The organism is Streptomyces sp. NPDC049915 (assembly GCF_040656475.1).
GTDB lineage: Bacteria > Actinomycetota > Actinomycetes > Streptomycetales > Streptomycetaceae > Streptomyces.
On sequence record NZ_JBFAMH010000005.1, the window covers coordinates 441100 to 453881 of the forward strand.

Below are 12782 nucleotides of genomic sequence, written 5' to 3' on the forward strand. Positions count from 1 at the left end.
CAGCGGCGCGGCCGAACAAGGCGAGGGGTGTCATGAGCAGGCTGAACAGGACGGACCGTCCGTACGACATCGTGCTCTTCGGAGCCACCGGCTTCGTCGGGACGCTCACCGCGGAGTACCTCGCCGCGCACGCGCCCGCCGACCTGCGCTGGGCGGTGGCCGGACGCGACACGTCGAAACTTGAGCGGCTGCGGGAGCGGCTGCCCGGCGGCGAGCGGATCGGGATGCTGCGGGCCGACGTCGCCGACGCCGCGTCCCTGCGGGAACTCGCCGAGCACGCGCGCGTGGTGGCGTCCACGGTCGGGCCGTACATCCGTTACGGCGAGCAGCTCGTCGCCGCCTGCGCGGACACCGGCGCGGACTATCTCGACCTCACCGGTGAGCCGGAGTTCGTGGACCTGATGTACGTCCGGCACGACGCACGCGCGCGGGAGACGGGTGCGCGCCTCGTGCACGCGTGCGGCTTCGACTCCGTACCGCACGACCTGGGGGTGCTGTTCACGGTGGGGCAGCTGCCGCCGGACGTGCCGCTGACCGTGGACGGCTTCGTGTCGGCCGACGCGGCCTTCTCGGGCGGGACGCTGGCCTCGGCGCTGAACCAGTTCGCGCGCGGACGGCAGATGGTGGCGGCGGCCCGGGACCGCGCGCGGCACGAGCCGCGGCTGGTGGGGCGCCGGGCGACCGCGCCGATCGGCGTGCCGCACTACGCGCGCGACATCGGCGCGTGGGCGCTGCCGCTGCCGACCATCGACCCGCAGGTCGTCCAGCGGTCGGCACGGTCCCTGGACCGCTACGGACCCGACTTCCGCTACCGCCACTACGCGGCCGTGCGCCGGCTGCCGGTCGCGGCCGGCGGGATCGCGGCCGTGGGCGCGGTGGCCGTCGCCGCCCAAGTGCCGTCGGCACGCCGCTGGTTGTCGGACCGGGTCCGCCCCGGGGAGGGGCCGGACGCCGAGAAGCGGGCCCGCAGCTGGTTCCGCGTGCGCTTCGTCGGCGAAGGCGGCGGCCGGCGCGTCTTCACCGAGGTGTCGGGCGGCGACCCCGGCTACGGCGAGACCGCGAAGATCTTCGCCGAGGCGGCCCTGTCCCTGTCCTTCGACGACCTGCCGCCGACGTCGGGCCAGGTCACCACGGCGGTGGCGATGGGTGAGGCCCTCACCGAGCGGCTGCGGGCGGCGGGAATCGTCTTCCGGGTCGCGGCGCGCCGCTGAGGCGGCGTCCGGCGGTCCGCCCGGCTCAGGCGCGGCTACAGCGGCCAGGACACCACCGTGTAGATCATCGCGCAGATCCAGCCGAGCCCGGCGAGCACGGCGAGGGCGAGCGCGGCGTTCACGGCGCGTTCGACGGGCCGGGCGGGGTCGTTGAGGGGCTTGGCGGCGCGATGTGTCGTCATGCGGGTCAGCCTTCCGGTGCCCTGCCCGCCGCACATCCGTACGGGTACTCAGTACGCGTACTCAGATGCACCCTGCCGTGAGACTTTCACCGGCACCGTGCAGGCTCTCCTTGCCGCCGTCGCCAAAAGTCTCACTGGGCGCGTCAATGAAACGATGGAACGTATGAGATTCCTTCTCGACATCACCCTGGACGAGGCGGCGAGCAGCGAGGACAAGGCGCGGGAGCTGAGCCGGATCCTGCGGTACTGGGCCGGCAACGTCCGCCACTGTCCGCTGCAGACCGGCGACGGGTCGGCCGTGTACGACTCGGGCTACAAGGAGGTGGGTGCCTGGCGGGTCGTCGCCTCCTGAAGCGCCCGGCGGCACAGCGCGTCGGCCCGGCGGGTGGTTTCCGGCAGCCGGTAGGCCGGCGTCAGCGCAAGTGTGTGGGCGCAGGCGCCGGCGAGGCTCACGCGGTGACCCACGGACACGAACACCGGCTTGACGCCGTCGCGGGTGCGCAGCGCCCGGCCGACCTCCTCCTCGCCGGCCAGGAGCGGCGAGGAGGAGCCGCGGGGCGCGTCCGGCTCGTCGTAGGCGAAGGTGAACGGGTTCTTGGCGACGCCGATGGTGGGCAACCCGGTGACCACGCCGAGGTGGCTGGCGAGCCCGAAACGGCGGGGGTGGGCGAGGCCGTAGCCGTCGCAGACGACCAGGCCCGGCGGACAGGGCAGGGCGTGGAGCGCGGCCAGCACCGTCGGTACCTCGCGGAAGGCGAGCAGCCCGGGCACGTAGGGGAAGGAGACCTGGCCGACGGCCGTGGCCTCGGCGACGACACCGAGGGTCGCGGCGTCCAGGACGACGGCCGCCGCGGCGACGACATCACGCTCGTCGTCATAGGCCACGTCGACGCCGGTGACGTGCCCGGTGCCCGGCTGCGGCCCCGGCTCGTCGAGCACCACCCGGGCCCGCAGCCCGTCCTGGACCGCCCGGGCCTCTTCCTCGGTCGCGGGCCAGCCCGCGGGAACGCGTACGGTCGTCATGATGACCATGAGCCTACGATGTCGCCGCGACCCGGCGTAGGCTCGCGATCATGTTCGTGATGGAGCTGATCTACACCGCCCCGCTCGAAGCCGTCGACGCCGTCCTGAAGGACCATGTCGTCTGGCTGGACGAGTTGTACGCCCAGGGCCGCGTCCTGGCCTCCGGACGCAAGGAACCCCGCGACGGCGGGGTGATCATCGCCGTCGCGGGGGACCGCGCGCAGATAGAGGCGATCGCCGCGAGCGACCCCTTCGTCGCCGCGGGCGTCTGTGAGTACCGCATCACCGAGTTCATCGCCACCAAGACGGCGCCGGAGCTGGAGCGCCACCGCGAGACGCTCGGCTGAGCGGTACCGCTCACTTGCCGAGGGCGCGCTGCAGCTCGCTCTTGTTCATGTTCGAACGGCCGGAGATGTCCCGGCGCTTGGCCTCCTCGTACAGCTGGTCATAGGTCTGGCCCTCGGAGCCCTTGCCCTGGGAGCCCTTGCCCGACCGCTGGCCGCCCCGCTTGCCGGACGACATGTCCTTGGTGGAGGAGCGGCCGGCGGTCTTGGACTCGCCGGAGCGGGCGCGTTCCTTGTTGACGGTCCGTGCGGCCATCTCCTTGGCGCGCCCGGTGCTCGCGCCGCGCTCCTCGGCGCTCTCCTTGATGTGTTCGTACTGGCGTTCCCGCTTGGGGCTGGAACCGCGTGGCATGTGCGTTCACTTCCTTTCGGATGCGGTCCCCGAGTACCCCCATTGCACCCGAATCCGCCTCCCGGGGCCTGTTTCAGGGCTCCATGCGGGCCACGCGCCCCTGCTCGCCCGCGGCCCAACACGCCCGGTCCGCCGTGCAGTCCACGGTGTCGTACGACCCGGTGTCGACGGTGCGCCAGGTGCGCCCGCCGTCCGTCGTCAGGTCGGTGCCGGTGGGGCCGACGGCGAGCGCGGCGCGGCGGCTGTGCGCGAGCCAGGCGGCGCCGGAGCGGTAGGCGGGCGGCGGGCGGTCGGCCGGGCGCCAGGTGCGGCCGCCGTCGGCGGTCACCGCGGCCGCGAGCGGCGAGGGCTGCTCGGGGCGGTAGTCGCCGCCGACGGCGAGTCCGTGGGCGCGGTCGCGGAAGGCGAGCGCGAAGACGCCGCGGGCCGGGTCGCCGGCCGGGACGGGTGCCTCGGTGGCCGTCCAGGTCAGGCCGCGGTCGGCGGAGTGCAACACGCGCGCGTGGGCGGCTCCGCCGGTGGCCAGCCAGACGTCCTTCGGTCCGGAGGTGACCAGGCACTGGCCGCTCGCCGCGAAGCCGGCCTCGCCGTCCAGGGCGGCGGGCATGCCGCGTGCGGGCAGCACCGTCCAGGAGCGGCCGCCGTCGCTGGTGGACAGGGCGCGGAACCGCCCGTCGACGGGGTCGCTCACCGCCAGGCCGTGCCGGTGGTCGAAGAAGGCCAGGCAGTCGTAGAAGGCCTTCGGGTCGGTGTTGCGGAAGGACTCCGTCCAGGTCGTGCCGCCGTCCTCGGTGCGGTACACGCGGGACGCCTCGCCCTCGCCGATCGCCAGGACGACGGCGCGGCGCGCGTCGAACGCCTCGACGTCCCGGAACTGCAGTTCGCCGGCGCCGGGCGGGGAGACGTTCCGCCAGCTCGCCCCGCCGTCGGTGGTGCGCAGCACGGTCCCCGCGCTGCCGGCCGCCCACGCGGTGTCCCGGTCGACGGCGGCCAGCCCGCGGAAGCGGACGGTGGGCGCACCGGTGTTCTTGAGCACCCAGTGGGGCATGCGGTGCGCGCCGTCGTGCGCCTGCGCCGGAGCGGCGGCCAGGGCGGCGAGCACCGCGGCGCACACCGCTCCCGAGACGGTCCTGCGACTCATGCCCGCCTTGGGCCCTTTGAACCCGTTGCGCCCCTCGGATCCCTTGCTCCTCATGGCCCTCGCGATCGTCATGGCGGGCGAAGCTAGCCGACCGCCCGGGTGCCGTCCAGAGCGCGTCCCGCCACAAGTGACCTTCCCGGCACACCGGAAGCAGTCGGACAGCACCGTGCATGAAGGCGGTGACAGAGGTCACTCGCTCTGAGTGTGCACGGATCGGCCGGTTCCCACGTCTCTTGAAGTGACCGGCCTCATCCGCCCCGCCGTCCGTCCGCCGTCCAGCCGTCACAAGGGAGCAAGGCGTTGTCCACCGTCATCGAGCAGCCCGTGCAGGCACGTCTCGTCGCCGCCGCGCCCCGGATGCCGAACATCCCCGCCACGCTGCACTACGACCGCCGGGACCCGTTCGCGGTCCGGATGACCTTCCCCGCGCCGGCCACGCTGGAAGGCGTGGAGGTCTGCTGGACCTTCTCCCGCGAGCTGCTCACGGCCGGCCTGGAGGGCCCGGAGGGCCACGGCGACGTCCGGGTGCGGCCGTACGGCTTCGACCGCACGGTCCTGGAGTTCCACGCCCCCGAGGGCACGGCCGTCGTCCATGTCCGCACCGGCGAGATCCAGCGCTTCCTGCGGGCCACGAGCGAGCTGGTGCCGGTGGGCCTGGAGCACCTGCAGCTCGACCTGGACCACGGCCTGGCGGAGTTGATGCGGGACGCCTGCTAGGCGGCGTCCGCAGGTCTGCTAGGCGCTCCGGCCCAGCAGCGTGTTCAGCTCGCCGTAGTCGAGCCCTCCGGACAGCGTCTCGTAGGTGCCGGCGCCGAGCAGTTCCCGTGCCGCGCGGCGGACGGCGGCGTGCGCGGCCTGAGCGAGACCGGATCCGGCGCTGACGCGGGCGACGCCGAGGGCCGCGAGGTCGGCGACCGGCAGCGCTCCGGGATGCACCATGACGTTCAGCGGCCGGTCGACGCCGTCGGCCAGCAGCTTGATCGTCTCCGGGTCGACGGCCCCGGGGACGAAGATCCCGTCGGCTCCGGCGGCGCGATAGGCGGCGGCCCGCTCCAGCGTGCTGTCCACTCCACCGGCGCCACGCAGGAACGTGTCGATGCGGGCGTTGACGAACAGGGGAACGCCGGCTGCGTCGGCCGCCTCGCGGGCGGCGGCGATCCGCTCGGCCTGCTCGGCGACCGGTCGCAGCGGGCCAGGCCCCTCCCCGTGCGCGGCGTCCTCGATGTTCACGCCCACGGCTCCCGCCTCGAGCACCGCGCGCACGGTGTCGGCGACGCCCTCCGGGGCGGCGGCGTAGCCGCTCTCGATGTCCGCGGTCACCGGCACGCGCACCCCGGCGGAGATCGCGGCGACGCCGGCGAGGGCCCGATCGCGCTCCAGGCGGTCGCCGTCGGCCACGCCGAGGGCCCATGCGAGCCCAGCGCTGGTGGTGGCCACCGCGGCGGCACCGGCGTCCTCCACGAGCCGGGCGCTGGCGGTGTCCCAGGCGTTCGGCAGGACCAGCGGACGGCCGGCCACATGGAGGGCACGGAAGGCGAGCGCACTGTCGCGCAGCGAGGAGGACTGGTTCGTCATACGGGCCACTCAACCAGCCGCGCGTGAGCAGCGTCCGGCAGAAATCCGACACGTACGCGCCTGCCCGGCAGGGGCCCCGTTAATTCCGTTGACCGCCCCGATGCGCTCCCTTACCGTGGATACCGATCCTGTTGCCGTCGATTGGAGAAGGACGTTGCTCGTCTGAGGTCCTGAGACACCGCGCCACACCCGTCAGGTGTGCATTGCGTGCGTGCGACCTCGGCATACGAGCCGTCCCGGGCACAGGGCTTTTCCCTTTGACGCCTTCCCGGACCCTCAGTGGTTGCCGTCCCGCGGTGTCTCGATACGCGTTTGCCCCCGCTTCCCGTACACGAGCAACCGCGAGGCCCCATGTCTGTATCCCTCACCTGCACCTCCCTGTCCTTCGCCTGGCCGGACGGCACGGTCGTCCTCGACGGCTTGGACGCCGCCTTCGGTCCCGGCCGCACCGGACTGGTCGGCGCCAACGGGTCGGGGAAGTCCACCCTGTTGAAACTGATCGCCGGGGAGCTGACCCCCACCGACGGTGCCGTACGCGTCGCCGGGGAGATCGGCCATCTGCCGCAGAACGTCACGCTGGACACCACTCTGCGCGTCGACGAGGCGCTCGGCATCGCCGCACAGCGCGCCGCACTGCACGCCATCGAGGCCGGTGACGCCGCCGACGAACACTTCGAGACCATCGGCGACGACTGGGACGTCGAGGAGCGCGCGCTCGCCACCCTCGGCGAACTCGGCCTCGGCCACATCGCGTTGGACCGCACCATCGGCGAGGTGTCGGGCGGCGAGTCGGTCCTGCTGCGGCTGGCCGCGCTGCTGCTGCGCCGGCCGGAGGTCCTGCTGCTGGACGAACCCACCAACAACCTCGACCTGTACGCCCGCCGCCGGCTGTACGCGGCCGTGGAGTCCTGGCCGGGTGTGATGATCGTGGTCAGCCACGACCGCGAACTGCTGGAGCGGGTCGACCAGATCGCCGATCTGCGCGGCGGGGAGATCACCCGGTACGGCGGCAACTTCTCCGCCTACGAGGAGGCGCTCGCCGTCGAGCAGGAGGCCGCCGAGCGCATGGTGCGCGTGGCGGAGTCCGACTTGCGCAAGCAGAAGCGCGAACTGACCGACGCCCAGGTCAAGCTGGCCCGCCGCAAGCGGTACGGGCAGAAGATGTGGGACCAGAAACGCGAGCCGAAGATCGTCATGGGGGCGCGCAAGCGCGCGGCCCAGGAGTCCGCGGGCAAGCACCGCCTCCTGCACGAGGAGAAGCTCACCGAGGCCAGGGAACGGCTCGACGAGGCGGTGGAGGCCGTACGGGACGACGACGAGATCAGGGTCGACCTGCCGCACACCGCCGTCCCCGCGGGCCGCGGCGTGCTCACCCTTCGGGACCTGACACTGGCCTACGGCGCACGTGTCGAGGGCGGCTTCGATCTGTACGGTCCGGAGCGGATCGCGCTGATCGGTCGCAACGGCGCGGGCAAGACCACGCTGCTGCGCACGATCGCCGGCGAACTCGCGCCGGTCTCGGGCGAGGCGACGGCGCACGTCCCGCTGCGTTTCCTGCCGCAGCGCCTGGACGTCCTGGACGGTGAGCTGACCGTCGCGCAGAACGTGGCCCGGTTCGCGCCGGGCGCCACCAACAACCGGATCCGGGCACGGCTCGCCCGCTTCCTGTTCCGGGGCGCACGCGCCGACCAGAAGGCGGCCACGCTGTCCGGCGGCGAGCGCTTCCGGGCGGCCCTGGCCGCGCTGATGCTCGCCGAGCCCGCCCCGCAGCTGCTGATGCTGGACGAGCCGACGAACAACCTCGACATGGCGAGCGTGAACCAGCTGACCACGGCGCTGGAGTCGTACCAGGGCGCACTGATCGTGGCCAGCCACGACCTGCCGTTCCTGCAGTCGATCGGCATCACGCGCTGGCTGCTGCTCGACGGAGAACTGAAGGAAATCACGCCAGAAGCTGTCGGGTATCCCGCCTAGCGTCGGGGTCGTGCGCGACTACATCACCCTCACCGGAGCCAGGGAGAACAACCTCAAGGACGTCACCCTGCGCATCCCGAAAGGCCGGCTGACCGTGTTCACCGGCCTTTCGGGATCGGGCAAGTCGTCGGTCGTCTTCGACACGATCGCCGTCGAGTCGCAGCGCCAGCTCAACGAGACATACACCTGGTTCGTGCGCAACCGGCTGCCCAGGTACGAACGCCCGCGCGCGGACGCCATGGAGGACCTGTCCCCCGCCATCGTGGTCGACCAGCGGCCGGTCGGCGGCCACTCACGCTCCACCGTCGGCACGATGACCGACGTCTACGCGGTGATCCGGGTGCTGTTCTCCCGGTGCGGTACCCCGAGCGCCGGCGAGGCGACGGCGTACTCCTTCAACGACCCGGCGGGCATGTGCCCCGAGTGCCAGGGGCTCGGCCGCACGGCACGGCCCGCCTGGGACCGCATCCTCGACCCGGCCCGTTCCCTCGCCGGCGGTGCGATCCTCTTCCCGCCGTTCACCGCGGGCACCTGGCAGGGGCAGACGTACACCAACACGGCGGACCTGGATGTGCGCAAACCGGTCGGCGAGTTCACCGACGCCGAGCGGGAGTTCCTGCTGCGCGGGCGCGGCACGCGCGTGAGTGTCGACAACACCGGCGGATCGCGCGCCATCGACTACGAGGGCTTGGCGGACCGCTTCGAGCGGCTGTACCTGAACCGGGATCTGTCCGCGCTCAGCACGCGCACCCGCGAGATGGTCGAGCGCTTCCTCACCGAGGACACCTGCCCGCGCTGCGCGGGCGCCCGGCTCAACGAGGCCGCGCTGGCCACCCGGATCCGCGGCCGGTCCATCGCCGACTGCACCCGGATGCAGATCAGCGACCTCATCGCCGTACTCAGGGAACTCGACGACGACCCGCTCGCCGCGCCGATCGCCCGGGCCGCCGTCACGGCGCTGGAGCGGATCGAGGCGATCGGCCTCGGCTACCTCAGCCTCGACCGGGAGACGGCGACGCTGTCCGGGGGCGAAGGACAGCGGCTGAAGACCGTACGGCACCTGGGCTCCAGCCTGACCGGGATGACGTACATCTTCGACGAGCCCAGCGTCGGGCTGCACCCGCGCGACGTCCACCGCCTCGGCGACCTGTTGCTGCGGCTGCGCGACAAGGGCAACACCGTGCTCGTCGTCGAGCACGACCGGGACGTCATCGCGCTGGCCGACCATGTCGTCGACATGGGTCCCGGAGCCGGTACCGAGGGCGGGCACGTGGTGTTCGAAGGCCCTCCGCGCGCGCTGGCCGGGTCACCGACGGCGACCGGACGCCGTCTGCGCCGTCGTACGGCGCTCAAAGCGCGGGTGCGGCGGCCGGGCGGCGGGCTGTGGGTGAAGGGCGCGAGCCGGCACAACCTGCGGGAGGTGACGGTGGAGTTCCCGACCGGGGTGCTGACCGCGGTCACCGGCGTCGCCGGGTCGGGAAAGTCTACCCTGGTCGGGGAGTTCACCGCCGCGCATCCGAACGCCGTGGTGGTCGACCAGTCGTCGATCGGGATCTCCGCACGCTCCACGCCGGCGACGTATCTGGGGATCATGGACACGGTACGGCGGATCTTCGCGCGCGCGACGGACAGTGAGCCGGGGCTGTTCAGCTTCAACTCCACGGGCGCATGCCCGGCGTGCGAGGGGCGCGGGGTGCTGTACACGGACCTCGCGTTCATGGACCCGGTGACGACCACCTGCCCGGACTGCCGGGGCCGGCGCTTCCGGGAGGAGGTGCTGCGGCTGACGGTGGACGGCCGTTCGATCGCCGACGTGCTGGCGATGACGGCCGAGCAGGCGCTCGGCTTCTTCGGCGACAGCGCGGTGCGGCGACGGCTGCGCGCCCTGCACGACGTCGGCCTGACCTACCTGGCGCTCGGACAGCCGCTGTCCACGCTGTCCGGCGGCGAACGGCAGCGGCTGAAGCTCGCGACCCGGCTGCACCGCACCGGCGCGGTGTACGTGCTGGACGAGCCGACGACCGGCCTGCACATGGCGGACGTGGACGGGCTGCTCGCGCTGCTGGACCGGCTGGTGGACGGCGGCAACACGGTCGTGGTGGTGGAGCACGACATGGACGTGGTGGCCCACGCCGACTGGGTGATCGACCTGGGCCCGGACGGGGGCCGGGACGGCGGCCGGGTCCTCTTCGAGGGCACCCCACGGCAACTGCTCACCGACCGGACCTCGGTCACGGCGGAGTACCTGCGCCGGGCGACGGGCTGAGGGCGGCGCCATGGGTGTGGGCTGACGGCGGGGACATCATGGGCGCGGGCTGAACGGCGGGGGCGACGTCGGTGCGGGCTGAATGGCGGGGGTGACGTCGGTGCGGGCTGACCGCGTCTCCGTCGGAACCGCGCGCCCCGGGCCGGGGGCGGTTCGGACGGCCGGAGACGGCCCGTGTGCGGCCAGAGACGGCCGAGGGTCGGCTCAGGCGGGCCACGGCGGCAGAGGCGGCCCAGGGCCGCCCGGGAGGCCGCGGCGGGGGGAGACGGCTCGGGGGCGGTCGTGGGGCGGTCCGGGGACTGCCGGGGCGGCCCTGCTCCTCGGCCAGCCGTGGCGGCGGGGCGCGGCGCGCTCTGTGCGCCTCCGGGGTTACGCCCTGGTAACCCCTCCCCACCCGGGGTTTCGCCGAGTACGCCTCGCCCTGCATCATGGCGGACCGGTGCCGCATGATGACCCCAGGAACCACCCGCCGATACGGAGACCACGCTCGTGCCCAGCAAGAAGGCCCTCGTCCGCCGCCCCAGCCCCCGCCTCGCCGAAGGTCTGGTGACGCACATCGCGCGGGAGAAGGTCGACGCCGAGCTGGCGGTCGAGCAGTGGGAGGCGTACGTCGCCGCCCTGCGCGCGCACGGCTGGGACGCGATCGAGGTCGACCCGGCCGACGACTGCCCCGACTCGGTGTTCGTCGAGGACACGGTGGTCATGTACAAGAACGTCGCGCTCATCACCCGCCCCGGCGCCGAGTCCCGCCGGCCGGAGACCGTCGGCGTCGAGGAGGCCGTGGCGCGGCTCGGCTGCTCGGTGAACTGGATCTGGGAGCCGGGCACGTTGGACGGCGGCGACGTGCTCAAGATCGACGACACGATCTACGTGGGCCGGGGCGGGCGTACCAACGCGGCCGGGGTGCAGCAGCTGAGGGCCGCCTTCGAGCCGCTGGGCGCGCGCGTGGTCGCCGTACCGGTGAGCAAGGTGCTGCATCTGAAGTCGGCGGTGACCGCGCTGCCGGACGGCACAGTGATCGGGCACATTCCGAAGGTGGACCGGCCGGCGCTGTTCCCGCGGTTCCTGTCGGTGCCGGAGGAGTCCGGGGCGCACGTGGTGCTGCTCGGCGGCGCGAAGCTTCTGATGGCGGCGAGCGCGCCGCGGACCGCGGACCTGCTCACCGACCTCGGCTTCGAGGTGGTCGCGGTGGACATCAGCGAGTTCGAGAAGCTCGAGGGCTGTGTGACGTGCCTCTCGGTACGGCTGCGGGAGCTGTACGCCTGACGGGCGGCATCCTCACCCGTTCGGCCCCGGGATCTGCGGATTCCGGGGCCGTGACGTCTCTCCGGCGGGCCGGGGCCGGCTGGGCTGATCAGCAGTGTTTACGACGTCCTTAACCTACGGTTACGTAACCTACGGACTCGTAGCCTACGATTCCGTAAGTTCCGGCGCCGCACCGCCGGAGGCTTCCGCTCCGTTACGTCCCCCTGGAGTACCCGTGACTGTTATCTCGTCCCACCTCGGCAGTTCCGCCGCCTGGACCGACGCCCGGCTGCTGTACGCACTCGAGGAAGTGGTCGAGAAGGAACTGAACCGGCATCTGCAGGTCGCCAAGGACTGGATGCCCCACGAGTACGTGCCGTGGAGCGACGGCCGCAACTTCCCCGGCTTCTTCGAGGACGGCGAGGCCTGGGACAAGGAGCAGTCCAAGGTCACCGAGATCGGCCGCATCGCGCTCGTGGTGAACCTCCTGACCGAGGACAACCTGCCGAGCTACCACCACGAGATCGCCACGCTCTTCGGCCGGGACGGCGCCTGGGGCACCTGGGTGCACCGCTGGACCGCCGAGGAGGGCCGGCACGGCATCGTGATGCGGGACTACCTGCTCGCCTCGCGCGCGGTGGACCCGGACAAGCTGGAGCAGTTCCGCATGGCGCACATGAGCGAGGGCTTCGAGTCCGACAACCGGCACTCGATGCTGCACTCGGTCGCCTACGTCGCCTTCCAGGAGCTGGCCACCCGCATCTCGCACCGCAACACCGGCCACCAGTCCGGTGACCCGGTGTGCGACCGCATGCTGGCGCGCATCGCGACCGACGAGAACCTGCACATGATCTTCTACCGCAACCTGCTCAAGGCGGCCTTCGAGATAGCGCCGGACCTCACCATGCAGGCGGTGCGGGACGTGGTGGTCAACTTCCGCATGCCCGGCCACAGCATCCCCGGCTTCGAGCGGGCCGCGGCGCAGATGGCGATCGGCGGCGTGTACAACCTGCGCATCCACCACGACGACGTGCTCCAGCCCGTGCTGCGCCACCTGAAGGTACTGGAGATCGACGGCCTCGGCCCCGAGGGCCTGCAGGCCCAGGAGGAACTCGGCCTCTACATGGGCGGCCTGAACGACGAGGCGACGAAGTTCGACGAGAAGCTGGCGGCGCGCCGGGCGCGGTTGGCGGCGCGCGCGAGCGCCTGACGCTCGGCGCGACCGGCGAGCCGGCGGGCGCCGGGTCGCCGGTCGCCGGTGCCCCGTGCGGAGCGGCGGTCCGGCGCCGGCGGGCGCTCGCCGCGTGCCTTGCGGCGCCGCAGCCGGCCGTCGCGGGCGAAGGAGGCGGCGACCTGCTCGGCCCGCAGCCGGACGGGATCGTCGGCGGGCAGGGCGCGCAGCTTGCCCACCACCTGGTGGAAGGCCGCCAGCTCCGCCTGGGTGACCGTCTCGGCCGCCTCGTTCATGT

The 12782-nt window shown here is 72.7% G+C and carries 14 protein-coding genes; 8 read left to right on the forward strand and 6 right to left on the reverse strand.

Annotated features, from left to right (window positions below; genetic code table 11):
• The first annotated feature begins 32 nt into the window (after positions 1-32).
• The gene (locus AB0J12_RS11840; RefSeq protein ID WP_363264107.1) at positions 33-1211 is read left to right on the forward strand and encodes a saccharopine dehydrogenase NADP-binding domain-containing protein; all 1179 of its coding nucleotides are present in this window, start codon (positions 33-35) and stop codon (positions 1209-1211) included.
• 35 nt (positions 1212-1246) lie between these two features.
• On the opposite strand, the gene AB0J12_RS11845 is transcribed toward AB0J12_RS11840, so the two are convergent.
• Positions 1247-1393 carry a hypothetical protein gene (locus tag AB0J12_RS11845; protein ID WP_363264108.1) on the reverse strand — a complete coding sequence of 49 codons (147 nt, stop codon included), beginning with the start codon at positions 1391-1393 and terminating at the stop codon, positions 1247-1249.
• Between the two features lie 163 nt (positions 1394-1556).
• On the opposite strand from AB0J12_RS11845, the gene AB0J12_RS11850 reads away from it, so the two are divergent.
• Positions 1557-1745 (forward strand): hypothetical protein, encoded by a 189-nt coding sequence (locus tag AB0J12_RS11850; protein WP_363264109.1) that lies wholly within the window; start codon positions 1557-1559, stop codon positions 1743-1745.
• Here the strand turns inward: AB0J12_RS11850 and AB0J12_RS11855 are convergent.
• A complete protein-coding gene (locus AB0J12_RS11855) occupies positions 1706-2416 on the reverse strand; it encodes an endonuclease V (protein ID WP_363264110.1) in 711 nt (236 codons plus the stop codon). The two genes, AB0J12_RS11850 and AB0J12_RS11855, sit on opposite strands and share 40 nt — an antisense overlap.
• A 50-nt stretch (positions 2417-2466) precedes the next feature.
• Between AB0J12_RS11855 and AB0J12_RS11860 the strand changes: the two genes are divergently transcribed.
• Positions 2467-2763: a YciI family protein gene (locus AB0J12_RS11860; protein ID WP_363264111.1), complete on the forward strand. Its 297-nt coding sequence runs from the start codon at positions 2467-2469 to the stop codon at positions 2761-2763.
• Positions 2764-2773: 10 nt separating this feature from the next.
• Here AB0J12_RS11860 and AB0J12_RS11865 read toward each other — a convergent pair whose 3' ends face one another.
• Both AB0J12_RS11865 and AB0J12_RS11870 read right to left on the reverse strand, forming a co-directional pair.
• Positions 2774-3112, reverse strand: a complete 339-nt coding sequence (locus AB0J12_RS11865; protein WP_363264112.1) for a plasmid stabilization protein — start codon at positions 3110-3112, stop codon at positions 2774-2776.
• A gap of 73 nt (positions 3113-3185) precedes the next feature.
• Complete coding sequence (locus AB0J12_RS11870) at positions 3186-4253, reverse strand: oxidoreductase (RefSeq protein WP_363264113.1); 1068 nt, start codon at positions 4251-4253, stop codon at positions 3186-3188.
• A gap of 300 nt (positions 4254-4553) precedes the next feature.
• Here AB0J12_RS11870 and AB0J12_RS11875 point away from each other — a divergent pair, with 300 nt between their 5' ends.
• Positions 4554-4970: an SsgA family sporulation/cell division regulator gene (locus AB0J12_RS11875; protein WP_363264114.1), complete on the forward strand. Its 417-nt coding sequence runs from the start codon at positions 4554-4556 to the stop codon at positions 4968-4970.
• Between the two features lie 18 nt (positions 4971-4988).
• Here AB0J12_RS11875 and AB0J12_RS11880 read toward each other — a convergent pair whose 3' ends face one another.
• Positions 4989-5828 carry an isocitrate lyase/phosphoenolpyruvate mutase family protein gene (locus AB0J12_RS11880; protein WP_363264115.1) on the reverse strand — a complete coding sequence of 280 codons (840 nt, stop codon included), beginning with the start codon at positions 5826-5828 and terminating at the stop codon, positions 4989-4991.
• A 351-nt stretch (positions 5829-6179) separates the two neighbouring features.
• On the opposite strand from AB0J12_RS11880, the gene AB0J12_RS11885 reads away from it, so the two are divergent.
• The 4 genes from AB0J12_RS11885 (at position 6180) to AB0J12_RS11900 (ending at position 12523) form a co-directional block, all read left to right on the forward strand.
• Positions 6180-7802 carry an ABC-F family ATP-binding cassette domain-containing protein gene (locus AB0J12_RS11885; protein WP_363264116.1) on the forward strand — a complete coding sequence of 541 codons (1623 nt, stop codon included), beginning with the start codon at positions 6180-6182 and terminating at the stop codon, positions 7800-7802.
• Between the two features lie 10 nt (positions 7803-7812).
• Positions 7813-10068, forward strand: coding sequence for an excinuclease ABC subunit UvrA (locus AB0J12_RS11890; RefSeq protein ID WP_363264117.1), 2256 nt, complete (start codon positions 7813-7815; stop codon positions 10066-10068).
• Between the two features lie 489 nt (positions 10069-10557).
• Positions 10558-11334, forward strand: coding sequence for a dimethylargininase (gene ddaH / locus AB0J12_RS11895; RefSeq protein WP_363264118.1), 777 nt, complete (start codon positions 10558-10560; stop codon positions 11332-11334).
• Positions 11335-11548: 214 nt separating this feature from the next.
• Positions 11549-12523: an acyl-ACP desaturase gene (locus tag AB0J12_RS11900; RefSeq protein ID WP_363264119.1), complete on the forward strand. Its 975-nt coding sequence runs from the start codon at positions 11549-11551 to the stop codon at positions 12521-12523.
• Here the strand turns inward: AB0J12_RS11900 and AB0J12_RS11905 are convergent.
• Positions 12433-12780, reverse strand: a complete 348-nt coding sequence (locus tag AB0J12_RS11905) for a hypothetical protein (RefSeq protein WP_363264120.1) — start codon at positions 12778-12780, stop codon at positions 12433-12435. The two genes, AB0J12_RS11900 and AB0J12_RS11905, sit on opposite strands and share 91 nt — an antisense overlap.
• Positions 12781-12782: the final 2 nt, after the last annotated feature.

Bases quoted from the DNA above. Each gene is read 5' to 3' on its own strand.
- AB0J12_RS11840 (WP_363264107.1), top strand. From the start codon at position 33: ATGAGCAGGCTGAACAGGACGGACCGTCCGTACGACATCGTGCTCTTC.
- AB0J12_RS11845 (WP_363264108.1), bottom strand. From the start codon at position 1,393: ATGACGACACATCGCGCCGCCAAGCCCCTCAACGACCCCGCCCGGCCC.
- AB0J12_RS11850 (WP_363264109.1), top strand. From the start codon at position 1,557: ATGAGATTCCTTCTCGACATCACCCTGGACGAGGCGGCGAGCAGCGAG.
- AB0J12_RS11855 (WP_363264110.1), bottom strand. From the start codon at position 2,416: ATGACGACCGTACGCGTTCCCGCGGGCTGGCCCGCGACCGAGGAAGAG.
- AB0J12_RS11860 (WP_363264111.1), top strand. From the start codon at position 2,467: ATGTTCGTGATGGAGCTGATCTACACCGCCCCGCTCGAAGCCGTCGAC.
- AB0J12_RS11865 (WP_363264112.1), bottom strand. From the start codon at position 3,112: ATGCCACGCGGTTCCAGCCCCAAGCGGGAACGCCAGTACGAACACATC.
- AB0J12_RS11870 (WP_363264113.1), bottom strand. From the start codon at position 4,253: ATGAGTCGCAGGACCGTCTCGGGAGCGGTGTGCGCCGCGGTGCTCGCC.
- AB0J12_RS11880 (WP_363264115.1), bottom strand. From the start codon at position 5,828: ATGACGAACCAGTCCTCCTCGCTGCGCGACAGTGCGCTCGCCTTCCGT.
- AB0J12_RS11885 (WP_363264116.1), top strand. From the start codon at position 6,180: ATGTCTGTATCCCTCACCTGCACCTCCCTGTCCTTCGCCTGGCCGGAC.
- AB0J12_RS11905 (WP_363264120.1), bottom strand. From the start codon at position 12,780: ATGAACGAGGCGGCCGAGACGGTCACCCAGGCGGAGCTGGCGGCCTTC.